19 protein-coding genes and 1 tRNA gene are annotated in these 21,415 nt (G+C 56.6%); 8 read left to right on the forward strand and 12 right to left on the reverse strand.

Going from position 1 to position 21,415, the window contains the following annotated elements; genetic code table 11:
* Positions 1 to 13 precede the first annotated feature (13 nt).
* The 6 genes from CAMM_RS07395 to rpsA all read right to left on the reverse strand — a co-directional run bounded on the left by CAMM_RS07395 (position 14) and on the right by rpsA (position 7,755).
* On the reverse strand, positions 14 to 463 hold the full coding sequence (locus tag CAMM_RS07395) for a universal stress protein (protein WP_040356213.1): 450 nt from the start codon (positions 461 to 463) through the stop codon (positions 14 to 16).
* Positions 464 to 517: 54 nt separating this feature from the next.
* Complete coding sequence (gene uvrB, locus CAMM_RS07400) at positions 518 to 2,605, reverse strand: excinuclease ABC subunit UvrB (protein ID WP_003848927.1); 2,088 nt, start codon at positions 2,603 to 2,605, stop codon at positions 518 to 520.
* A gap of 18 nt (positions 2,606 to 2,623) precedes the next feature.
* Positions 2,624 to 3,223: a dephospho-CoA kinase gene (gene coaE, locus CAMM_RS07405; RefSeq protein WP_003848925.1), complete on the reverse strand. Its 600-nt coding sequence runs from the start codon at positions 3,221 to 3,223 to the stop codon at positions 2,624 to 2,626.
* A complete protein-coding gene (locus tag CAMM_RS07410) occupies positions 3,220 to 4,041 on the reverse strand; it encodes a BglG family transcription antiterminator (protein WP_003848923.1) in 822 nt (273 codons plus the stop codon). The genes coaE and CAMM_RS07410 overlap by 4 nt, the downstream gene beginning before the upstream one ends.
* Before the next feature lie 11 nt (positions 4,042 to 4,052).
* On the reverse strand, positions 4,053 to 6,023 hold the full coding sequence (locus CAMM_RS07415) for a glucose PTS transporter subunit IIA (RefSeq protein ID WP_003848921.1): 1,971 nt from the start codon (positions 6,021 to 6,023) through the stop codon (positions 4,053 to 4,055).
* Between the two features lie 262 nt (positions 6,024 to 6,285).
* Positions 6,286 to 7,755 (reverse strand): 30S ribosomal protein S1, encoded by a 1,470-nt coding sequence (gene rpsA / locus CAMM_RS07420; RefSeq protein ID WP_003848920.1) that lies wholly within the window; start codon positions 7,753 to 7,755, stop codon positions 6,286 to 6,288.
* A gap of 205 nt (positions 7,756 to 7,960) precedes the next feature.
* Between rpsA and CAMM_RS07425 the strand changes: the two genes are divergently transcribed.
* Both CAMM_RS07425 and CAMM_RS07430 read left to right on the forward strand, forming a co-directional pair.
* On the forward strand, positions 7,961 to 8,419 hold the full coding sequence (locus CAMM_RS07425) for an RDD family protein (RefSeq protein ID WP_003848918.1): 459 nt from the start codon (positions 7,961 to 7,963) through the stop codon (positions 8,417 to 8,419).
* Between the two features lie 73 nt (positions 8,420 to 8,492).
* On the forward strand, positions 8,493 to 9,641 hold the full coding sequence (locus CAMM_RS07430; protein WP_003848916.1) for a hypothetical protein: 1,149 nt from the start codon (positions 8,493 to 8,495) through the stop codon (positions 9,639 to 9,641).
* Here the strand turns inward: CAMM_RS07430 and polA are convergent.
* Positions 9,638 to 12,232: a DNA polymerase I gene (polA, locus tag CAMM_RS07435; protein WP_003848914.1), complete on the reverse strand. Its 2,595-nt coding sequence runs from the start codon at positions 12,230 to 12,232 to the stop codon at positions 9,638 to 9,640. The genes CAMM_RS07430 and polA overlap by 4 nt on opposite strands.
* A gap of 100 nt (positions 12,233 to 12,332) precedes the next feature.
* On the opposite strand from polA, the gene CAMM_RS07440 reads away from it, so the two are divergent.
* Positions 12,333 to 12,409: transfer RNA gene (locus CAMM_RS07440), tRNA-Leu, on the forward strand.
* A gap of 47 nt (positions 12,410 to 12,456) precedes the next feature.
* Here the strand turns inward: CAMM_RS07440 and CAMM_RS07445 are convergent.
* Positions 12,457 to 13,659 carry an amidohydrolase gene (locus CAMM_RS07445; RefSeq protein ID WP_003848912.1) on the reverse strand — a complete coding sequence of 401 codons (1,203 nt, stop codon included), beginning with the start codon at positions 13,657 to 13,659 and terminating at the stop codon, positions 12,457 to 12,459.
* A 78-nt stretch (positions 13,660 to 13,737) separates the two neighbouring features.
* Between CAMM_RS07445 and CAMM_RS07450 the strand changes: the two genes are divergently transcribed.
* The 5 genes from CAMM_RS07450 (at position 13,738) to CAMM_RS07470 (ending at position 17,521) form a co-directional block, all read left to right on the forward strand.
* Positions 13,738 to 14,064 carry a hypothetical protein gene (locus CAMM_RS07450; protein WP_003848910.1) on the forward strand — a complete coding sequence of 109 codons (327 nt, stop codon included), beginning with the start codon at positions 13,738 to 13,740 and terminating at the stop codon, positions 14,062 to 14,064.
* 76 nt (positions 14,065 to 14,140) lie between these two features.
* A complete protein-coding gene (locus CAMM_RS07455) occupies positions 14,141 to 14,980 on the forward strand; it encodes a DUF368 domain-containing protein (RefSeq protein ID WP_003848908.1) in 840 nt (279 codons plus the stop codon).
* On the forward strand, positions 14,981 to 15,847 hold the full coding sequence (locus CAMM_RS07460) for an ABC transporter substrate-binding protein (protein ID WP_003848905.1): 867 nt from the start codon (positions 14,981 to 14,983) through the stop codon (positions 15,845 to 15,847).
* Positions 15,844 to 16,761, forward strand: a complete 918-nt coding sequence (locus CAMM_RS07465; RefSeq protein ID WP_003848904.1) for an amino acid ABC transporter permease — start codon at positions 15,844 to 15,846, stop codon at positions 16,759 to 16,761. Before CAMM_RS07460 ends, CAMM_RS07465 begins: the two co-directional genes overlap by 4 nt.
* On the forward strand, positions 16,754 to 17,521 hold the full coding sequence (locus tag CAMM_RS07470; protein WP_003848903.1) for an amino acid ABC transporter ATP-binding protein: 768 nt from the start codon (positions 16,754 to 16,756) through the stop codon (positions 17,519 to 17,521). The genes CAMM_RS07465 and CAMM_RS07470 overlap by 8 nt, the downstream gene beginning before the upstream one ends.
* Here the strand turns inward: CAMM_RS07470 and CAMM_RS07475 are convergent.
* From CAMM_RS07475 to CAMM_RS07490, 4 genes are read right to left on the reverse strand one after another with little or no spacing between them, the layout of a single operon-like run.
* Positions 17,513 to 18,253, reverse strand: a complete 741-nt coding sequence (locus CAMM_RS07475; protein WP_003848902.1) for a sulfite exporter TauE/SafE family protein — start codon at positions 18,251 to 18,253, stop codon at positions 17,513 to 17,515. The two genes, CAMM_RS07470 and CAMM_RS07475, sit on opposite strands and share 9 nt — an antisense overlap.
* Complete coding sequence (coaD, locus tag CAMM_RS07480) at positions 18,250 to 18,726, reverse strand: pantetheine-phosphate adenylyltransferase (protein ID WP_040356089.1); 477 nt, start codon at positions 18,724 to 18,726, stop codon at positions 18,250 to 18,252. The genes CAMM_RS07475 and coaD overlap by 4 nt, the downstream gene beginning before the upstream one ends.
* Positions 18,719 to 19,288, reverse strand: coding sequence for a 16S rRNA (guanine(966)-N(2))-methyltransferase RsmD (gene rsmD, locus CAMM_RS07485; protein ID WP_003848898.1), 570 nt, complete (start codon positions 19,286 to 19,288; stop codon positions 18,719 to 18,721). Before rsmD ends, coaD begins: the two co-directional genes overlap by 8 nt.
* 26 nt (positions 19,289 to 19,314) lie before the next feature.
* A complete protein-coding gene (locus CAMM_RS07490) occupies positions 19,315 to 21,411 on the reverse strand; it encodes an ATP-dependent DNA helicase RecG (protein WP_003848896.1) in 2,097 nt (698 codons plus the stop codon).
* Positions 21,412 to 21,415 lie beyond the last annotated feature (4 nt).

Here is a 21,415-nt window from a genome sequence, read left to right on the forward strand (position 1 = left end):
ACAATAGAATTGTCTAATTGCGCTCAGACGTGGTGTTTACCACGACAACGTCCGCGTGTGCTTTACGCGTAAGTTCGGTGGCAACAGAGCCAAAAACGCGTCCGCGCACCGAGTTCATGCCGCGGTTGCCGACGACGAACATATCCACGTCATAGTCTTTTTCCACTTCCAACATGGCCTTGACTGGATCGCCAGATTTACCAACGACTTCAATGCTGGTCGCGCCTTCATTTTGGGCAATGCCCGCGGCATTATCCAAGTAATTTTGGGCATCACCACGGTCGATGACCGGAACGCTTTCAGAATCCGGCGCCCCGAGCATCGCGCCCGGTTGGTTGTAGAAGGCGGAGATAATAATCAGCTTGGCATCATAGACGCGCGCCATGCTGGCAGCTGCGCGTACCGCGCGCAGCGATGTTGGGGAGCCATCAGTACCCACCGCGATGGTGTTGTAGTTGAGCATGTCCATTCACTTTCTTTAAGAGGATGAATTTTACCTATATCAATTATTATGACATTAAATTCCGGCGTCTTTGAGCCCTCGGCGCTCTTTCTTTAGATCAGCAATCTCGTCGCGCAGACGCCCGGCCAACTCGAACTTCAATTCGCGGGCGGCGGCGGCCATTTGCTGCGATAGGTCATCGATAAGCGACTGCACTTCATCCGCTGCCATGGTCGAGACATCCGGCTTGTCCACGATGGAGGCAGGATCGGATTCGCCGTCGCCTTCGTTTTCGTAGACTTGATCCAAAATATCCGCAATCTTTTTGCGCAATGGCTGCGGATCCAGCCCCATTTCTTCGTTATAGGCAATCTGCTTGGCGCGGCGCCGCTCAGTCTCATCAATCGCGCGCTCCATAGACTCGGTGACCTTATCGGCATACATGATCACCTCACCGGAGACGTTACGAGCGGCACGACCAATGGTCTGAATCAACGAGGTCGTTGACCGCAAGAAGCCTTCCTTATCGGCATCGAGGATGGCCACCAGTGAGACTTCCGGCAAGTCCAAGCCCTCACGCAGCAGGTTAATGCCCACCAGCACGTCATATTCGCCCAAGCGCAATTGACGCAGCAATTCGATACGCTGCAAAGTATCAATATCCGAGTGCAAATAGCGCACGCGAATACCGTGTTCCAACAGATAATCCGTCAGATCCTCGGCCATGCGCTTGGTCAAGGTGGTTACCAGGACGCGCTCATTTTTCTTGGTGCGCTCGCGGACCTCATCAATGAGATCATCAATCTGGCCCTTGGTGGGCTTAACGGTGACCTTCGGGTCCACCAGGCCGGTGGGACGAATGACCTGTTCGACATATTCACCGCCAGCGGCCGCAACTTCATAATTGCCAGGGGTTGCCGATAGGTACACGGTCTGCCCCACGCGCTGTTCGAACTCATCAAAAGTCAGTGGACGGTTATCCACCGCAGAGGGCAAACGGAAACCGAATTCGACGAGGTTGCGCTTGCGCGACATATCGCCTTCGAACATGCCGCCAATCTGCGGCACGGTCACGTGCGACTCGTCGATGATCGTCAAAAAATCCTCAGGGAAATAATCCATCAAGGTCGCAGGTGCGGTACCGGGCCCGCGACCATCCATGTGCCGTGAGTAGTTCTCGATACCTGAGCAAAAACCGACTTGCTCAATCATTTCCAGGTCATATTCCGTGCGCATGCGCAGGCGTTGAGCCTCGAGCAATTTGCCGCGGTTTTCTAAATCCGCCAAACGCTCGGCCAACTCTTCCTTGATGGCTTGCACGGCCTTTTCCATCCGCTCCGGACCGGCAACATAGTGCGTGGCCGGGAAAATGCGCAGCTCATCGACCTGCTCCAGGGTATCGCCGGTCACGGGGTGGATGTAGTACAGCGCATCAATATCATCACCAAAAAACTCAATGCGCACGGCACGTTCCTCATAGGCTGGGATAATATCGACGATATCGCCATTCACGCGGAAGGTACCGCGAGTAAAACCCACGTCGTTGCGCTCATATTGGATATCCACCAGCAGGCGCAGCAGCTGGTCGCGCTCAACTTCATCGTCGATATGCAACAGCACCGAGCGGTCCAAATAGCTTTGCGGCGTACCCAGACCGTAGATACAGGAAACGGAGCTAACCACCACAACATCGCGGCGTGAGAGCAACGCCGAGGTCGCCGAGTGGCGCAGACGTTCCACGTCCTCATTGATCGAAGAATCTTTTTCGATATACGTATCAGTCTGCGCGATATACGCCTCTGGCTGGTAGTAATCGTAGTACGACACGAAATACTCCACGGCGTTATTCGGCAGCAGCTGCTTGAGCTCATTGGCAAGCTGCGCCGCCAGAGTCTTATTCGGCGCCATCACTAGCGTCGGACGCTGTTGCTTTTCGATGAGCCACGCCGCCGTCGCCGACTTACCCGTACCGGTAGCACCCATCAGCACCACATCACGTTCGCCCTCATTGAGGCGATGGTCTAATTCCGCAATCGCGGTGGGCTGATCACCAGCAGGTTCATATTCAGAAATAACCTCGAACTTGCCGCCAGTGCGCTCAATCTCGCCCACTGGACGATGCTCAGACTGCGAATATATCGGGTGTTCTCCTGCAAAAGCCATACTGGCTATCCTACGCGGCTAGAGCAACCATGGTGCATCAGAGATCAGCTGATCCACCTGTGGTTTGAGGTTCTCCTCCGCAGCATTGTTATCGATAACCGAATCCGCCGATGCCAAGCGCAAACCATCCGGGATTTGCGAATTCATCCGACGGCGCGCGTCTTCTTCATCCAGCCCCCGGCCTTCGACCAACCGGCGCACCCGTTCATCTGGGGCAACATCGACAACGATCACCCAATCCATGGCGCGGTCGAGGCCGTTGTCGACCAACAGCGGCATGTCGTAGATGACCGCTTCGACATCTTGCGCCCGATATTCATCGAAAAGCTCTTGCGTACGCTGTTGAATCTTTGGATGGGTAATCGCATTGAGCTGCTCGGTGTGTTCTTTATCCACGAAAGCCCGCTGCGCTAACAACTGACGGTCCAATTCCCCGGAAGGTTGGATAATGTCCGCGCCAAAAACATCGGCAAGCTCTTGCAATGCCGGCTGCCCGGGCTCGACGACTTCGCGTGCGACCTTGTCGGCATCGACCAGCGGAAAGCCTTCGTCTACAAAAAGCTGTGCCACCGTGGTCTTTCCACTGCCGATACCGCCTGTTAAACCGATGATTTTCATTGCTTTCCTTCAAGTCGTGCTACGTGCAGCGCCAAGTATGACACCTCATCTTCTGTGACGGGTTCATCCATGCGCATCTCGATAATATTTGCCAAGACCTTCGCGCACTCGCTGGCGCGAGGATACGCTTCCACGATAGCGCGCCCGATAGCGGAATGTTCCGCAAAAAGCTGATTGTTTTGCTGCATCCGCACAAAGAGGTACCGCAAATGGGTGATAAAACGTGCGACGGTGACTTCGTTGGTATCGAGTTCCTTGCCGAAAAATTCCCCGATGATCGCGATTAACTGCTGGATAAGCCCAGTCATGCGGTAGGTCTGCGACAAATCTCCCGACGCGAAGCCGGCGTTGACAAGATGTAGTGCTACCGCGATGGCTTCTGATTCTGGCAGCTGGGTGTCTATCTCAGTGTTGATCACTTCGAGCAGGCGCACACTGCGCTGATAATCCTCAGGATAGAGTTGTTCAACTTCAGCGCGCAGCGGATATTCCACGATATGTCCGTCGCGAGTTCTTTGCACCGCGGCTTGGAAGTGATCCGCCAAGGCAACCACGAGCGTTAATTCGGCATCCACCTGGATGGTGTTGAGCGCGACGACGACCTTGTCGATGTAGTCGGGGCTTAAAGCCGCCAACATGATCGCCAAGTGGTCGGGGTCGCGGCCCAGCGATGGGGTAAATACCTGCGCGATGCGGCCGGGATCTATCTCATCGCCGTGGTGGGCTTGGAATCCCACCCCGCGTCCAGTGACAATAACTTCGTCCTCCCCGCGGCGAGCGAGGACGACGTTGTTATTAAATACTCGAAGGATCTGCATCGATAACTAGGTTAGCGCTTAATGTTCACGACTGGTTCACCAGCCTTGACAGGACCTTCCGCATCACCGGAAACCTCCGTCATGGCCTTGGTGTTGGTCACCGTCATAACAACGGTGTTGTCGTATTCGGCTTCCTTAATCTTGTCCAGATCAACTTCTGCCAGTGGGCTGCCGACGCTGACTTTATCGCCCTTGGCAACCAATGGCTGGAATCCTTCGCCTTTCATCCGCACGGTATTAATGCCGATGTGGACGAGTACCTCTACCCCATCGTCGGTCTTGATGCCGAAGGCATGTCCGGTTTTGGTCACGGTGGCGATGGTGCCGGCGACGGGGCTGACGATGTCGCCGTTGACCGGCACGATGCCGATGCCGTTTCCAAGGGTTCCGCCGGCGAAGACCTTGTCGTCCACGTCGGTGAGTTTGACGGCCATGCCATCGACTGGCGATGCCAACTCGGTGGTCTCTGAGGTGGTTTCCGTATCTTCTGCGGGGACCAGACCGGCTGCGGCTGCGCGCTCGCGGGAGTTCTGCTTTTCTTCTTCGGTGCGGTAGTCGGTGAAGTAGATCAGCGCGAAAGCGACTGCGAAGGCCACGACAACGGCGATGGCGTAGGTCAGCATCGGTGAGAAGACCGGGATGGTCAGCAAGGAGGTAAAGACGAAGGCGGAAGTGGTCACGCCGCCGGAGGCGGTGCCCAAGATGGCGATGGTCAGACCACCGGCGAAACAACCGACCAGCATGCGCGGGTAGATGCGCTTAAAGCGCAGGTGAATACCGTAGAGCGACGGTTCGGAAATACCACCGAACAGACCAGCAGCGAGAGCAGAACCAGAGGTCTGGCGCATTTCTGGGTCCTTTTCGCGCATGGAGATGGCCAAGACACCTGCTGTGGCACCGAAACATGCGAAGTTCCAGGCGCCCATGGGGCCTTGAATAAAGTCATAACCGAGAGCTTCAATGTTGACCAGCATCAGTGCGTTCAGTGGCCAGTGCAGACCAAGTGGCACCAGGAATGGGTACAGCATTGGGATCAAGATGGCGAAGACGAAAGGCGCGTTGCCGTTCATCCAAGCCAGGCCGACACCGATGGTCGAGCCGAGCCACACACCGAATGGACCAATGAGGATGGCGGTAACTGGGATGGTGATCAGCAGGGTCAAAAATGGCACGAAGACCATGTGCACTGCGGATGGAATGATCTTTTGGAAACCCTTGTACACTCCGGCTGCTACCAGCGCCATAATCAAAGGTACGAAGACGTTGCCGCCGTAGTCTGGCAGGGCGACGTTGATGCCCAGCAGGTTGATCGAGCAGGTTTCTGCTTCCAAGGTGGCGTCGACAACACACTGCGCTGCGGGGTCGTCTTTAAGCCCCATGAACTCTGGGGTAAACAGCGCCAGCATCACTGCCGCGGGAACCCAGGGGTCAATGCGTAGTTTATTGCCGGCGTTATAGGCAACCATTACTGGCAGGAAGTAGAAGACGGAGCGCCACATGGCGTCGATGAAAAACCAGATGCCGGCTTTGTCATCCGCACGAGTGTCAACCACGCCGAAGGCTTCCATGACAGCCGTGAACGCAATGATCAGCGAGGCGCCGAGCAGCACGCCCAGAATCGGGCGGAATGAGTCCGAGAGGTACTCAAAGGCCGTATCGAGCCACGGCATCTTGCCCTGGGCTTTAGCGCGGTTGGCAGCTTTGACATCGGCGTCGGTCTTGCGCACGCCGGGTAGCTGCATCATTTCGTCATAGACGCTGGCGACATCGCCGCCGATGACCACTTGGTAGTTGCGCCCGCCCTGCGGGACCGCACCTAAGACCTTGGGGATGGCGTCGAGTTTGTCTTTGTCTGCCTTGGATGCATCGTTAAGCTCAAAGCGCAGGCGCGTCGCGCAGTGCGTAAACGATGAAATATTATCCGCACCGCCGATGCCTTCGAGAATTTCTTCGGCTGCGGTGCGCATCTCAGTCTGGGACATGAGATGTACCTTCTTTCATTTTCCGGTAAAACACGAAAAGACCCGGGCAACAATTCCATGCGAAAAGTTGCCCAGGTCTTGCCTCCATTACGAGTAACAACCCTGAGGGTGTTGTGTGTTACATTCTAGGCAGAATGTGGAAATAAAAGCAACTACTATTCAACCTTTAAGTTCTTCCAAGCTCGTACCCAGCAGCGCATAAAAAAAGAACGCGCCCCGATTTTTCGGTGACGCGTTCTTAGTAGCTATCTAGCTGAGAGAATTAGTTCTCGCCGCCAGCCAGCTTCTCGCGAAGAGCAGCGAGCTGCTCATCAGATGCGAGGGAACCTGCAGACTCTGCCGGTGCCTCGGATGCCGGAGCTGCATCGTTGGACTCGGAAGAGTAGTTAGCGGAAGCTGCCTCGGTCTCAGCTGCTTCTGCAGCAGCCGCACGGTGGCGCTCGATCTGAGCGGTGTGCAGCTGGAAGCGACGCTCGGACTCAGCGTAGCGTGCCTCCCAAGCCTGACGCTGCTCGTCGAAGCCTTCCTTCCACTCATTGGTCTCAGAGTCGAAGCCTTCTGGGAACACGTAGTTGCCCTGCTCATCGTAGGAGTCAGCCATGCCGTACTTGGATGGGTCGAACTCTTCGGTGTAGTCCTCGTCTGCCTGCTTAACGGACAGGGAGATGCGGCGACGCTCAAGGTCGATGTCGATGACCTTGACCATGACCTCTTCACCGACGTTGACAACCTGGTCTGGGACCTCAACGTGGCGCTGAGCCAACTCGGAGATGTGAACCAGGCCTTCGATGCCCTCTTCGACGCGAACGAACGCACCGAATGGGACGAGCTTGGTGACCTTGCCTGGCACGATCTGGCCCACAGCGTGGGTGCGTGCGAATACGCGCCATGGATCTTCCTGAGTTGCCTTCAGGGAGAGGGATACGCGCTCGCGGTCCAGATCGACGTCGAGAACCTCTACGGTGACCTCGTCGCCTACGGTGACAACCTCGGATGGGTGGTCAATGTGCTTCCAGGACAGCTCGGAAACGTGAACCAGGCCGTCTACGCCGCCCAAGTCGACGAATGCGCCGAAGTTGACGATGGAAGAGACAACGCCCTTGCGGACCTGGCCCTTCTGCAGCTGGTGCAGGAACTCGGAACGAACCTCGGACTGGGTCTGCTCCAGGAATGCACGGCGGGACAGAACAACGTTGTTACGCTGCTTGTCGAGCTCGATGATCTTAGCTTCCAGCTCCTGGCCGATGTATGGCTCCAGGTCACGGACGCGACGCATTTCGACGAGTGATGCTGGCAGGAAGCCACGCAGGCCGATATCCAGGATGAGGCCGCCCTTGACAACCTCGATAACGGTACCGGTAACTGGCTCTTCCTTCGCCTGCAGCTCTTCGATGGCGCCCCACGCGCGCTCGTACTGCGCACGCTTCTTGGAAAGGATCAGACGACCTTCTTTGTCTTCCTTGGTCAAAACCAAAGCGTCGATCTGATCGCCGACCTCGACTACCTCATCTGGGTCGACGTCGTGCTTGATGGACAGCTCGCGTGACGGAATGACGCCTTCGGTCTTGTATCCGATGTCGAGCAATACCTCGTCGTGGTCAACCTTAACCACGGTGCCTTCGACGATGTCACCATCATTGAAGTACTTGATGGTGGCGTCGACAGCTGCGAGGAAGTCCTCAGCGGTACCGATATCGTTAATCGCTACCTGAGGGGTGTTAGAAGTGGGCATATTTAAGTGTGCTCCGAATTGTTTAGGAGATCGAAAATGGACAGAAACGTATCTCTTGAACTCGTAGTATCAATCTCACCTCGCCAGCGCAGTCAACCCTCCTATACTGATTGAAACCGCTCGCGGGCATAGACACGCCTCAACAACACTACATCCTCAAAGCAAGCTGTGCAATCTTTAACACGAGCCGGGTATCGTAATTTTTATGCGTTATCGCCTATCTGTTCTTGTTCGCCGCGCAATCGGCTTCTGGATTGACGGTTTTGCCGTCGGTGCCGTCATTTTGATCGCCCAGTGGCTGATTAATTTAGCTGCCGATGCCCCACTGACCGGCGAAGCTGCGAGCATCTATCAGATTTGGGCTTTCTCCCTCGTCTTTTTCTTCTACCGCGTCATTGTCGAAGGCCGGTGGAATACCTCGCTCGGCAAATGGTCTTTAGGCCTCGACATCATTTCTATTACCCCGGGCTATAGGTCAGCCGCGATTCGCAATAGTTGGGTTCTGATTACTCTCCTAGCGGCTTTTGGTGTTCCCTACGTGGAGCCAATCATCTTCCTCGTCTTCGGCATCAGCATGCTGGGCCTAGCACAACATCCCTTCGATGTCTTGGCCAAGACCATGGTGGAGCGCCCAGTTGTGGATAACTCCACGCGCGCTCGGTAAGTTATCCACAGATTTCGGGGCGGCTCAAACGCGCTCTTGTCAGGCTGATTACTGGCTTCCTATCGTGGGAATCATGACGTTGAGCAATGCATATAGCGCCTACCTGGCAGCCAAAAACAGTGGCTGGGACCTGGTAGCAAGCTTTCATGCCCGGGTGGGATCTACGCACCCGGAAATCGTTGCTCGCGAAGACAACCTCAGCCTCGATGAAGTCAGGCTTTTATTGCGGGTGCACAACCGCATCAAGCCAGGGCACCTGGTGGCATCCAAGCTCAAGCTATCCCTCGATCACCTCAAACTGGTATCGACTGCCATGAGCAAAGTTGATAAAAAGCTGAATAATCCAGTCAAAATCCTTGACCGCATGCTGCACGCTTGCGCCAATGCCACCGTGACGGATGCCGCAATCCACATCAAAACTATCCTCGCCGAATGCACTAAGCCGGAGAAAGCGCGCCGCGTCAACCGCCTGACCTTCGCACGCGAGCCCAACGAGCACGGCATGATTCGCGTTCAAGGCTTGATTAAAGAACACCAAGCGCGCGATATCCAGCAACAGGCACAAAGCTTTATCGCCAGCGCGAAGAAAAAGAACCCGCGTTTGCAATATGACCAACTCTTCGCCAACTGGATGCTCAGAAAACTCTTCTCCTCCAACCCCGAGGGCGAGCAGAAATATCAGCCCATGGTCATCATCTCCGGCGATCCGAACGTTGATTACGCCCGCGGGCACATCAATACTTTATCCGGCGGAACCATTCCCATCGATGAAGCAGTAAACCTCGCATTGGCTGATACCGGCTATGTCGCGCACACCAGCATGAAAGATGGTCGCGCGCAGCTTAATTTCATCCAGCCCATTATCCGCACACGCTTTTCCACCGGCGAACACCGCCTCGGAGTCATGCTAGAGACCTTGACGTGCACGCGGTGCGGGCGCGCAGCCGTGACCTGCCAGGCGCACCACATCGATGCCTATGCTTATGTGCGCAAAGATGAACACAACTGGGATGACTTAGCGAATGCGTGCGCCCCGCACAACGCTGCGAACGATGACAATCCCAATGCGCCGCCGAAAAATGGCCGGATTGTCCGCGATTGGCTCGGGTGGCCAGGCTATCAACCCAAACCAAACGATCCCATCCACTACAATCCGCGGCCTATCTTTTACGAAGGATGGCGCGGCACCGCCCACGATATGGCAAATAACCAGCGGGCCTAGTGCGCGGCAGCATCCCAGTTATCGCCGGTGCCGGCAGAGACTTCCAGTGGCACCCGCAAGCTTATCGATGCATCCATCTCCCTTTCCACGATCTCCTGCACCTTATTAAGCTCGCCAGGAGCTACTTCGACGACCAATTCATCGTGTACCTGCAACAGCACGCGCGATTTAAAGCCTTCGAGGGCTTGGTCGACGCGGATCATTGCGACCTTGATGATATCGGCGGCGGTGCCCTGGATGGGAGCGTTGAGTGCAGCGCGCTCGGCGTTTTCGCGTGCTAGGCGGTTATCGGAGATCAGCTCCGGCAGATAGCGACGACGACCAAAGACCGTTGCGGTATAGCCATCCTTGCGCGCTTGCTCGACGACATCCGCGAGGTATTTCTTTACCCCGCCAAAGCGGTCGAAGTACGCATCCATCGTTTTCTTCGCCTCGCCGGCAGGAATCGACAGCTGCTGCGATAGCCCGAATGCCGATAGGCCGTAGACCAAACCATACGACATGGCCTTGACTCGGCGGCGCAGCTCAGATGTCACCTTGTCGACGGGCACATCGAAGACGCGCGAGCCGACATAGTTGTGTAAGTCCTCGCCTTCCTTATATGCCTCAATCAAACCCGGGTCCTGCGACAGGTGCGCCATTACGCGCATTTCAATCTGCGAATAGTCCGCAGTCAACAAGGTTTCATAGCCTTCGCCCACGATAAACGCCGAGCGGATAGTCCGGCCTGATTCCGTGCGCACCGGGATATTTTGCAGGTTCGGCTCCGTCGACGACAAGCGCCCCGTCGAAGCCACCGTCTGATTGAATGTCGTGTGGATACGCCCATCCGGCTGCACCGTTTTAATCAAGCCTTCCAGAGTGGTCTTCAGCTTTTGATACTCGCGGTGCGCTAACAGGTGATCCAAAAACGGGTGCGGATGATTAATCGCCAGCTGCTCAATTTCTTTCGCCGCCGTAGAATACCCTGTCTTCGTCTTCTTCGTCTTCGGCAAATCCAACGTCTCAAACAAGACAGTTTGCAGCTGCTTCGGAGAATTCAGATTAAGTGTGTCATCGCCGGCCAGCTCGCGCGCCGCCTTTTCTTCCGCGGCCACGTGGTTGGCAAAGACTTCCTGCTGCGACTCCAGTGTGTCCACATTGACGGCAATACCGGTTGCTTCCATCTTCGCCAAAATAGAGACCAGAGGAATTTCCAGCTCGGCATAAAGCTGGTAGGAATCAATCTCCTGCAAAGCCTTCGTTAACTCCACGGTCAGCTCCATGATGGCGACGGCGGAGTCGATGCCGCCGGTGTCATCGAGAAGCGAAAGCTGCTCGCTGGAAGCCTCGAGTGTCTTGCGCAAGTGGCGCTGGTAGACATCGGGAAGTTCGTAAGTGCGTTGTCCAGGTCGCAAGAGATAGGCCGCGAGCGCGGTGTCGTGCGCGATGCCGTTTAAGGTAATGCCGCGGCCTTGAAGCATGTGATAGGCCGCCTTGGCCTCATGCAAGAATTTCTCCGCATCAGATTCCAGCCAGGCAGCCAGCGCTTTATCATCTTCTGCCGATAAGTCGGCGAGTTCGGCGTGGATGGCGTCAAAGGTGTCATCGACAAGCGAAATGCTCGTGGCGTCACCTTGTCCAGGTCGGCCGTCGCCGGTGATAAAGACAGCAACACCGGTCTTGTCTTTCAGCCACTGCTTCAAGCTTTGCGATGTCACGCTGACCTTGACCGCATCTTCTGTCTCCGGCTCCGCGCCCTCGATATTAGGAAACGCATCCACCACGCGCTCGCGAAGGTTGACGCCGAACTCGAGTTCATCGAAAAGCTGCGCGATCGTCGCCGTCTCCGCCGACTTAAAGGCCAAGTCCTGCGGGCCGACTTCTAAGTCCATGTCCGTAATCATTTGCGTCAAGGTGCGGTTTAAACGCACCTGCTCAATGCGCTCGCGCAGGTTATTGCCCACGACACCCTTGATGTCTTCGGCGTGATTTAACAGATTGTCTAGGTCCTCATACTGCAAAATCCACTTTAAAGCCGTCTTCTCCCCGACTTTGGGAACGCCCGGCAGATTGTCCGAGGTATCCCCGCGCAGCGCCGCATAATCCGGATACTGCTGCGGTGTCAGGCCATATTTTTCCTCCACTGCTTCCGGGGTAAACCGGTGCAGCTTGGACACACCCTGCATGGGATATAACACCGTGGTGGAGTCGTTGACCAGCTGCAAATAGTCCCTATCGCCGGTAACAATCAGCGTGTCGAATTCATCCATCTGCGTTGCCTGGGTGGCCAAGGTGGCCAAAATATCATCGGCCTCGAAGTTCTCCCGCGACAAGGTGGTAATGCCCATTTTGTCTAGAACATCGCGAATAATCGTTACCTGGCCCTTGAATTCCTCCGGGGCAGATTCCCGCTGCGCTTTATACTCCGGGAACATCTCCGTGCGGAACGTCTTGCGCCCCACGTCGAAGGCAACGGCGATGGAGTCGGGCTTTTCCTCGCCCACTAAAGCAGCCATCATGGACATAAATCCATAAACAGCATTGGTGTGTTGCCCGCCGGAGGTAGAAAACTTATCTACCGGCAGAGCGTAGAACGCGCGAAATGCCATGGAATGGCCGTCAATGAGAAGTAGCTTTGAAGTCACGTCTACCAGTGTAGACGGCGTGATTTTATTTTTGCGAACCACTTACGCTACTATCTTCTTGTACGCCCTTGTAGCCCAATTGGCAGAGGCAACGGATTCAAAACCCGTCCAGTGTGAGTTCGAGTCTCACCAGGGGCACCATAATAAAACCCTCGCAGGAGAGCTTTTCTGCGAGGGTATTGTCGTGTCTAGGACGCGACGTAAGCACCGATTGCAGCCACGGCGGCGCGAACACCGGTGGCCAGGGTGGGCTCTTCTACGGGCAAGAAGCGTGGCGAATGGTTTTTCGCTGGGTTGTCATCATCGGCCGCGGCTCCGCCGAAGAACCAGAACATGCTGGGCACATCAATCGAATCAGCCAGGTGGCCAAAATCTTCCGAGCCCATCAAAGGTGGGGTTTCAATGACTTTGTCCTCGCCGAGTTCCGCGCGCAGGGCTGTGGCGACGCGTGCGCCTTCCTCGGCGTGGTTTTTCAGCTGCGGGAAGGTATAAATTTCCTCGATATCAGGCTGCGGCGCACCCGAGGCTTCAGCTTCGGCGTTGACAATGCGGGTGATCGCATTTAAGACCTGCTCTCGCACATCCGGTGTCAAGGTGCGAATATTCAGCTTGAGCTCCGCGCGGTCCGGGATGATATTTTCCTTCAGGCCCGCATTAAACGTCCCCACGGTCACCACCGCAGAATCCAACGGCGCAATTTCGCGGCCCACAATAGTTTGCAGGCGGGTGACAATATGCGCACCTAAGACAATCGGGTCAATGGAATCCTGCGGCTGGGATCCGTGCGATTGTTCCCCATGCAACGTGATTTTCAGCGAATCGGCCGCGGCCATGGCGGCATTCAAGGTGTAGTGCAAGGTGCCCGATTCAAAAGGAAACACGTGCTGGCCCAAGACAATGTCCGGTTTCGGCGCCTTGTCCCACAGCCCATCGGCGACCATGGCGCGGGAGCCTTCGGCGGTTTCTTCCGCCGGTTGGAAAATCCACACGATGGTCCCCGCCCACGCGTCACGCTGCTCGTGAATCAGGCGCGCGGCGGTCAACGCGGCGGTGACGTGGCTATCGTGTCCACAGCCATGCATTACCGGCACGGTGGCACCATCTAATTCGCCAGTGCTTGTCGATGCATATTCCACGCCCGTCTTCTCCTCAATCGGCAAAGCATCGGTGTCCGCGCGAAAAGCGACCGTAGGACCGTCACCGTTGCGCTCGATGGCGACTACGCCGGTGCCGCCGCATCGAAAGTGTTCGATGCCAATATCATCGAGTTCTTTTTCGATAAATTCCTGCGTCTTGTACTCCTGCATGGATAGCTCGGGGTTTTGGTGCAGGTGCCGGTAGGTGGCAATCATTTTTTCATGTGCTGAGGTGCTCAAATCGGTATTAATCATAAACCCCAAAGTACTCGTGGTTTTGCCGCTTGAGTATCGTATGGACAGATTCCAACCACTTTTTCAGGAGAAATTCATATGCGCACCAAGCTTGCCGCTGTCATCACCGCTACCGCTGTGACCTTGACACCAGTAACCGTGGCCAACGCCCAGGAGCTATCGTCTCAGGTGGAGACGTCCTCAGAAAATCTCTCGTCCTCATTTACTGGCTCCTCTTCAGGCTCGTCGACCGGCTCGTCGGTCCCAGTTCCCCAGCGCACGGAGAGCACGGTGCTCAATATCATCCGCGATGTGCTCGTTTCCGTCGGCGTGTGGGCAGGCCTGGGTTCTTTTTACGGCAGCGTGATTGCGCCACACATTCCGCACTTTAATATTTATGACGTGCTGCCTTTCCTTCGCGGATAGCCCGCGTGGGGATTAAATTTTATGCGCATACACGTGTACCGTGAAACGTTGTTCTATACACGTTAAGGGGTTAACTTTGCAGCACATTTTCAATCTAATTCGCGGCGCGTTAATCGGTTCAGCCGAACTCGTGCCGGGAATCTCCGGCGGTACCGTGGCGCTGATCGTCGGCATTTATGAACGAGCCCTGGCCAGCGCGGATAAGATCATCAAGGGCAAGTTTAAAGAAGTCGATTGGCTCTTAATTTTATTCGTCGGCGTCGGCATGGTCGCCGCCGTCTTTGGCATGTCGAGTGTCCTGTCTGCCTTCGTCGACAATAACTTCTCCATCTCCCATGCATTATTCATGGGCATGGTCGCAGTATCGATTATCGTGCCACTTTCGATGATGAGCGCTGAGGAACGCCGCAAGCCCATCTACTGGCTCTACGGCCTGATTTCCGCCGTGGTCATCTTCGTGGTCACCGGCTTTACCGCCGATGCTGTCGAGGACCCTAGCCTGATTGTTATCTTCTTCGCCGCCGCCGTCGCGGTCTGCGCGCTGATTATGCCGGGTGTTTCCGGCTCGCTCATCTTGTTAATGCTCGGGCTTTACCAGCCAGTTATCGCCGCGGTCTCGGAGCGCAACCTGACTATCATCGTCGTGTTTATCGCCGGTGCTATCTGCGGTCTCATCGTTTTTGTCCGCGTTCTCAACTGGCTGCTAGACAATCGCCGTGGCGGCACGCTCGCAGTCATGTCTGGTTTCATGCTCGGCTCCCTGCGCGCGCTGTGGCCGTGGGGCGAGAAGCAGGATGCCGGTTCGCTGGCTATCATCGTGATGTTTATCCTCGGCGCGGCCATCGTGGGCGGTTTTATTTATGCGGATACACGCATCGCTAAGAAAAAGACCGCAGAAATGCAGGCGGCCCACTAAATGAAATACAAGGTACTCGCAGCGCTGGCCTCGGTGACGGTACTATCCGGCTGCGTCACCAACTCCGAGCCCGCACTTCCCGACGGCTGGGAAGAGATAACCCCCGAGCGTGTCGATGCCATCGCCGCCATGGTCGACGACGAAGACGGCGTGCTCACCGCCGGTACTAATCCCCCATTCGCACCGTTTGAGTTCAAAGACGATGCCGGCAATATCGTCGGCGTCGAAATGGACCTCGCGCGAGCGATGGCCAGCGTCATGGGATTGGATTTTCAGCCCGTCGAGCAAGACTTCGCCATGATTTTGCCGTCAATTCAAGGCGGACAACTAGACATTGGCGTTTCCGGGTTTACAGATACGGAAGAACGTCGCCAGAACTTCGACTTCGTCAACTACCTGTACGCGGGTATTCAATGGGCCCAGCCGACATCGACAAGCAAAGATGTCGACCCCGAAAATGCCTGTGGGCTTACTGTTGCCGTGCAGCGCACTACCGTGTCTGAAACCGACGATGTGCGCCCCAAAGCCGCAGAGTGCGACGGCGACCTGGAAATCTTAAGCTATGACACCTCCGATAATGCTGCCATCGCAGCCTTAACCGGCCGCGCGGATGCGCTGTCGGCGGACTCCCCCGTCACTGCCTATGCCGTCAACCGCTCCGACGGCCAGCTGGAAATGGTCGGCGAGATGTTTGATGCTGCCCCTTATGGCATGGCTGTGGCCAAAGATTCCGACTACGGTCCCGCGATGGCTGCTGCCCTACAACACCTGATTGATACCGGAGATTATGCCCGCATTCTTGCCCAATGGGGTATTGAAGACGGACTCATCGACACGGCAATGATTAATGAAAGGCCCCAATCATGAGTACCCCTGAGAGGATCCAAGCAAAACCCCTGCGCCACCCCTGGCGCTGGACCTTCGCCGTCATCATCTTGCTACTCGCCGCATGGTTTATCATCGGCGCAGCCCGCAACGAGGCCTACGGCTGGGATACCTACTTCGCCTATCTTCTAGACACCCGGATTGCCATTGCGTCCTTGCACACCTTGGCTATTACCTTGCTGGCGATGATCATCGGCGTGGTCGGCGGCGCCATCCTGGCTGTGCTGCGCATGTCGCCGAACCCCGTGCTGCGCTCAGTGTCCTGGATTTTCCTCTGGGTCTTTCGTGGCACGCCCATCTACGTCCAGCTGGTGTTTTGGGGCCTGCTCGGAGCACTCTATCAATCCATTAACTTAGGCTTTGCCGAAATCTCTTTGGAAGGCGTGCTCTCCTCGGCCTTCTTCTTGTCCGTGGTTGGTCTGGGCCTGAATGAAGCCGCCTATATGGCGGAGATTGTGCGCTCCGGTATTTCTTCGGTGCCGGAGGGCCAGAAGGAAGCATCGAAAGCATTGGGCATGGGCTGGTGGATGACCATGCGCCGCACCGTCATGCCGCAGGCGATGCGCATTATTATCCCGCCAACGGGCAATGAATTCATCTCACTGCTCAAGACTTCGTCCCTGGTGGTCGCTATTCCCTACACCCACGAAATCTTCGGCCGCGCCACCGATATCTCCGCAGCGCTGTTTGAGCCCATCCCGCTGCTGATGGTCGCTGCCACCTGGTACCTGGTTATTACCTCCATTTTCATGGTCGGCCAGCACTACCTGGAAAAGTACTATGAAAAGGGAGCTACCCGCGAGCTCACCGGCCGCCAACTCGCTGCCTTAGCTGATGCCGAAGGTACTATTCCCCGCAACGTATCTGTGATCCCGGAGGTCAACCGCAATGAATAAACCCATGGTCGAGGCCATCGATGTCTACAAGTCTTTTGGCCAGCTCGAAGTACTCAAGGGCATCAATGTCACGGTTGAGCCCGGCGAGGTCATGTGTCTCATCGGTCCCTCGGGCTCCGGTAAATCGACGTTTTTGCGGTGCGTGAACCACTTGGAAAAGATCACTGCGGGCAGGCTGTATGTCGATGGCGATTTCGTGGGCTATCGCGAGCGCGACGGCGTGCTTTATGAAATCTCGGAAAAAGATGCCTCGCTGCAGCGCCAGCACATCGGCATGGTCTTTCAGTCCTTTAACCTTTTCAGCCACCGCACGGCGTTAGAAAATATCATGGAAGCGCCAGTCCACATCAAAGGCATCAAGCCGGACGTGGCCAAAAAGAGGGCCATGGAACTACTGGACCAGGTGGGCTTGGCGCACAAGGCCACGGCGTATCCAGTCCAGCTTTCTGGTGGGCAGCAACAGCGCGTGGCTATCGCGCGTGCGGTGGCCATGGACCCGAAGCTTATGCTTTTCGATGAACCCACCTCCGCGCTTGACCCCGAACTCGTTGGCGAAGTTCTGCGCGTGATGAAAGACTTAGCCTCCGGTGGTATGACCATGATTGTGGTGACCCACGAGATGGGCTTTGCGCGTGAAGTCGCGGACAAGGTCGTGTTTATGGCCGACGGTGCTGTGGTGGAAATGGGCACTCCTGAGCAGGTGCTGGACAATCCACAGCAGCCACGCACAAAGGAGTTTTTGTCGTCGCTTTTAAAGTGATGTCACACCGCGGATAATGGCTGCGGTTGCTCCGGCGGCGGCGATGAACAGCGAAAGCTTTCTCGCCGCCGCTTTGTCGATCTTGCCGGCGATTAGACCGCCGATGCTAATGCCGACCAGCATGCCGGCGACACCGGCTGGCCAGACCAGCCAATCGATGGTGGTCAGCGAGGCGGCACCGACGAGGGCTTTGACGATAAATGACAGCGCCCCGGCAATCATAAAAAGCGGCTGCATGGTCGCCGCGTATTGGGCTTGCGGCCATTTGGCGGCGGTGAAATACACGGTAAAGACAGGACCCGCGACACCGGCGAGGGTATTGGCGAAGCCGCCGAGTACGCCGGCTGTCAGCGCCGGGGTGCGCCCGGTGACAGACGGAAAGAGATTTTTGCCGAAGGTGGCTACGGCAAGGGCGATCAGCAGCAGCGCGCCGACGATAATGAGCAGCGGTGCGGTCTCGGTGGCGGCGATAAGAAATGCTGCGGGAACCGAGCCGATGACTAGCACGGAGCCAATCAGCCAGACGTATCTCCACTGCACGTTACGCCGCACGGTGACTGTGGTCGCTGCGGCGTTGGCGCAGGCGAGGATGTTGAGCACCATGATGCCTTCCACCGGTCCCAATAAAATGGAAATGACCGGCCCGGTAATGAGACCCACGCCCATTCCGGAGACTCGCTGCATGCAGGAGCCCACAGCGATAGCGAGGAAGACACCAAGCGCGATAATCATGCGCGGTATTTCTCCAGCACAGCTTGACCGACTGGTTCGGGGAAGAACCCGGAGATATCGCCGCCGTATTTGGCGACCTCCTTGCATAGGGACGAGGAGATATAGCCGTATTTTTCATCGGTCAACAGCAGCACGGTATCAATGCCGGACAGGCGCTTGTTCATCTGCGCCATGGGCAGCTCATATTCGTAGTCGAGCGAGGAGCGCAGGCCTTTGACGATGGCGTCGATGTTGTTCTCGGTGGTGTAGTCAACGAGCAGTCCCGCCCAGGTATCGACGTGGATATTGGGCTGATCGATGACCTGGTTGATCAGGTCCACACGCTCGTCGATGCTAAATAGCCCGGTTTGTTTATTGGGATTGCCGGTCACCAGGATGGTGACTTCATCGAAAAGCGCTGCGGAGCGGTTGAAGATATCGAGGTGTCCCAAGGTCATGGGGTCAAAAGAGCCTGGGCAAACTGCTTTAGTCATGTACTTCCCTTTCAAAAATGGCCATGTCCATGCGCGCGATTCCGTAGGTGCGCTTTTTTAGTTTTTGCCCCGTCGGGTCGTACTCCGCCGGCCAGGCCGGCTCAGGGCTGTCGATGTGGCGTTCGATGACCACGATGGCATCATCGGCCAACACGGGCGTGATGGCGACGAGAAGCTCGTCGACGTCGGCGAAATCATAAGGCGGATCGGCTAGCACCATGTCGAAGTGTTCGCGCGGGGCCTGCGCCAAATACGTGCTGGCTTGCAGCTGATGGATGTGCACCTTGGGGTGGCCGACCACGCCGGCGTTATGGGTGATGTTTTTGATCGCCTGGGCGCTATTGTCTACCAGGTGTACTTCCGCGGCACCGCGGCTGGCAGCCTCGAGGCCTAGGGCGCCGGAGCCGGCGAACAGGTCGAGAACGCGGGAGCCTTCAAATCCCCAGCGCACGGCGAGCGAAGAAAAAAGCCCTTCGCGGGCGCGGTCGGAGGTCGGGCGCGTGCCTTCCTCCGGCACGATAATGGTGCGACCACGAGCTTGGCCGGCAATGATTCTGGTCATGGCATCTAGCCTAACTCATGGCATGGTCAGGATTTGTCTAAGTATTCTTGTTCTTCCTCGCGGATGCCGACGGTGAGGTGAAAGGCGAGCTCGGGGTTGTCATCGACAAGCTGATAGGCGTCTTCATAGGCGCGTTCGATAATGAGCAAATCCTCGGATAAATCAAGCAATTGCAGCGTGCGCTGGCGCCCGGATTGGCGTGTGCCTAAAACGTCACCTTCGCGGCGGTATTCCATATCGAGCTCGGTGAGTTCAAAACCGCTCGAGGTCGCGGCAATTTTGGCAATGCGCTCGAAGCTTTCCGAATTCGGGGCGGCGAGCGTGTGAAATAGACACAGCGAGGCATTACCGCCACGGCCGACGCGCCCGCGCAGCTGGTGGAGCTGGCTGACGCCAAAGTTCTCCGATTCGCGAATGAGCATCACCGTGGCATTGGCGACGTCCACGCCGACTTCGATCACGGTGGTGGATACAAGCACATCGATATCCCCGCGGGCAAAGGCCGCCATGCGCTCATCTTTATCATCCATGCGCCCATGCAAAACCATAATCCGCAGGCCGGCCAAAGGCCCGTCCTGGAGTTCTTCGGCTAGTTCTAAGACCCCGCCTTCGCCCTCGATGCGGGGGCAAACGATATAAGCCTGGTGCCCGGCGGCAACTTCCTCGCGAATGCGCTCAAAAGCACGCGTGACCCACGTGGGCTTGGCTTCTGGAACCACGGAGGATTGAATCGGCTTGCGCCCGCCGGGTAATTCGTGCAGGGAGGATACTTCCAAATCACCGAAGACCGTCATGGCAATAGTGCGCGGAATAGGCGTTGCCGTCATCACCAGCACGTGCGGGAAAGTACCCTCGGGGGCTTTCATCCGCAAAGAATCGCGCTGTTCTACGCCGAAGCGGTGTTGCTCATCAACAACGACCATGCCAAGGGAGAAAAACTCCACGGTCTCTTGGATAATCGCGTGCGTGCCGACCACAATATCGGCTTGGCCGGAGACGATATCCAATAAGGCCTGGCGCTTTTCGGCGACTTTCATCGAGCCCGATAGCACCGTCAGGCGGATATCGTCCGGCAGCATCGCCGAAATAGAGCGCGCATGCTGGTGCGCAAGCACTTCCGTGGGCGCCAGCAAGGCTGCTTGATGCCCGGCATCGACAGCAGAGAGCATGGCGGCTACCGCGACTAATGTTTTACCGGAGCCAACTTCACCTTGCAGCAGCCGGGACATGGGCTCGGCCTTGGATAAATCCCGGTCGATATCTTTCAATACGCGCTGTTGTCCGCCGGTGAGCTCAAAAGGCAGTTTGGCGAGCATCTCCGCGCGGTAGCCATCGGGAGCCGGTGGCAATGCAAACGCACGCCAGTGGCGGGTATCGCGCCGGCGCAAGGCCATGACCAGACCAATGCCTAAAGCCTCGTTGTATTTCAAGCGGTCGATAGCACGCTGCGGGCCTTCCGGTCTAGGTTCGTGGATTTGGCGCAGCGCCATATCGAAGGTCAGATCGGAGATATCGAGCGGATCTTCAATTGGCGGCAGGGTTTTTAACACGTGGTGGATCGCGGCCATGATCGTCCACGTCTTCAGCGTCGAGGACGCCGGATACACCGGCAGCCACTCGCGATCACGCAGCAGCTCTTCCACGTCCACAAATTGCGCAATCGCTTTCAACGTTCCGCCCCAGCGCTTGGACACGGCGGATTCCCCGCGCGGTGCATCCAGAATCAAAAATTCCGGGTGCTGCAATTGCGCAGTGTTGTGGAAAAACTTCAGCTTGCCCGAAAAGAGCACGCGAATGCCCGGATATAACACGCGCTCTTGCCACACACCGTTGAAAAACACGGCGGTATAGGCATCATCGACGGTCACGTTGAGCACAAACCCATTGCGAATGGGACGCTTGGCAATATGGGTCACCGTGCCCGAGACGGTGATAAACGAGCCTTCCGGGGCTTGTCTTTCGGCAAAGGCCCGGAAGTTTTTGCCCTGGCGGATATAATCGCGCGGAAAGTGGTTGAGCAGCAGTTGCCCGCAGGTGGAATAGCCAAAGCTTTTGGTCAGCGCCTTGGCCACTTTGCCCGGCAGAACCTCAGATAGCGGCCGGTCATCCTTCCACCCCAACATGGCC

It is taken from the genome of Corynebacterium ammoniagenes DSM 20306, assembly GCF_001941425.1.
In the GTDB taxonomy this organism is placed as follows: Bacteria; Actinomycetota; Actinomycetes; order Mycobacteriales; family Mycobacteriaceae; genus Corynebacterium; species Corynebacterium ammoniagenes.

What these genes read in the sequence shown, in the direction of transcription:
- CAMM_RS07395 (WP_040356213.1), bottom strand. Translation starts at nt 463, where the DNA reads ATGCTCAACTACAACACCATCGCGGTGGGTACTGATGGCTCCCCAACA.
- uvrB (WP_003848927.1), bottom strand. Translation starts at nt 2,605, where the DNA reads ATGGCTTTTGCAGGAGAACACCCGATATATTCGCAGTCTGAGCATCGT.
- coaE (WP_003848925.1), bottom strand. Translation starts at nt 3,223, where the DNA reads ATGAAAATCATCGGTTTAACAGGCGGTATCGGCAGTGGAAAGACCACG.
- CAMM_RS07410 (WP_003848923.1), bottom strand. Translation starts at nt 4,041, where the DNA reads ATGCAGATCCTTCGAGTATTTAATAACAACGTCGTCCTCGCTCGCCGC.
- CAMM_RS07415 (WP_003848921.1), bottom strand. Translation starts at nt 6,023, where the DNA reads ATGTCCCAGACTGAGATGCGCACCGCAGCCGAAGAAATTCTCGAAGGC.
- rpsA (WP_003848920.1), bottom strand. Translation starts at nt 7,755, where the DNA reads ATGCCCACTTCTAACACCCCTCAGGTAGCGATTAACGATATCGGTACC.
- CAMM_RS07425 (WP_003848918.1), top strand. Translation starts at nt 7,961, where the DNA reads ATGCGTTATCGCCTATCTGTTCTTGTTCGCCGCGCAATCGGCTTCTGG.
- CAMM_RS07430 (WP_003848916.1), top strand. Translation starts at nt 8,493, where the DNA reads ATGACGTTGAGCAATGCATATAGCGCCTACCTGGCAGCCAAAAACAGT.
- polA (WP_003848914.1), bottom strand. Translation starts at nt 12,232, where the DNA reads ATGGCATTTCGCGCGTTCTACGCTCTGCCGGTAGATAAGTTTTCTACC.
- CAMM_RS07445 (WP_003848912.1), bottom strand. Translation starts at nt 13,659, where the DNA reads ATGATTAATACCGATTTGAGCACCTCAGCACATGAAAAAATGATTGCC.
- CAMM_RS07450 (WP_003848910.1), top strand. Translation starts at nt 13,738, where the DNA reads ATGCGCACCAAGCTTGCCGCTGTCATCACCGCTACCGCTGTGACCTTG.
- CAMM_RS07460 (WP_003848905.1), top strand. Translation starts at nt 14,981, where the DNA reads ATGAAATACAAGGTACTCGCAGCGCTGGCCTCGGTGACGGTACTATCC.
- CAMM_RS07465 (WP_003848904.1), top strand. Translation starts at nt 15,844, where the DNA reads ATGAGTACCCCTGAGAGGATCCAAGCAAAACCCCTGCGCCACCCCTGG.
- CAMM_RS07470 (WP_003848903.1), top strand. Translation starts at nt 16,754, where the DNA reads ATGAATAAACCCATGGTCGAGGCCATCGATGTCTACAAGTCTTTTGGC.
- CAMM_RS07475 (WP_003848902.1), bottom strand. Translation starts at nt 18,253, where the DNA reads ATGATTATCGCGCTTGGTGTCTTCCTCGCTATCGCTGTGGGCTCCTGC.
- coaD (WP_040356089.1), bottom strand. Translation starts at nt 18,726, where the DNA reads ATGACTAAAGCAGTTTGCCCAGGCTCTTTTGACCCCATGACCTTGGGA.
- rsmD (WP_003848898.1), bottom strand. Translation starts at nt 19,288, where the DNA reads ATGACCAGAATCATTGCCGGCCAAGCTCGTGGTCGCACCATTATCGTG.
- CAMM_RS07490 (WP_003848896.1), bottom strand. Translation starts at nt 21,411, where the DNA reads ATGTTGGGGTGGAAGGATGACCGGCCGCTATCTGAGGTTCTGCCGGGC.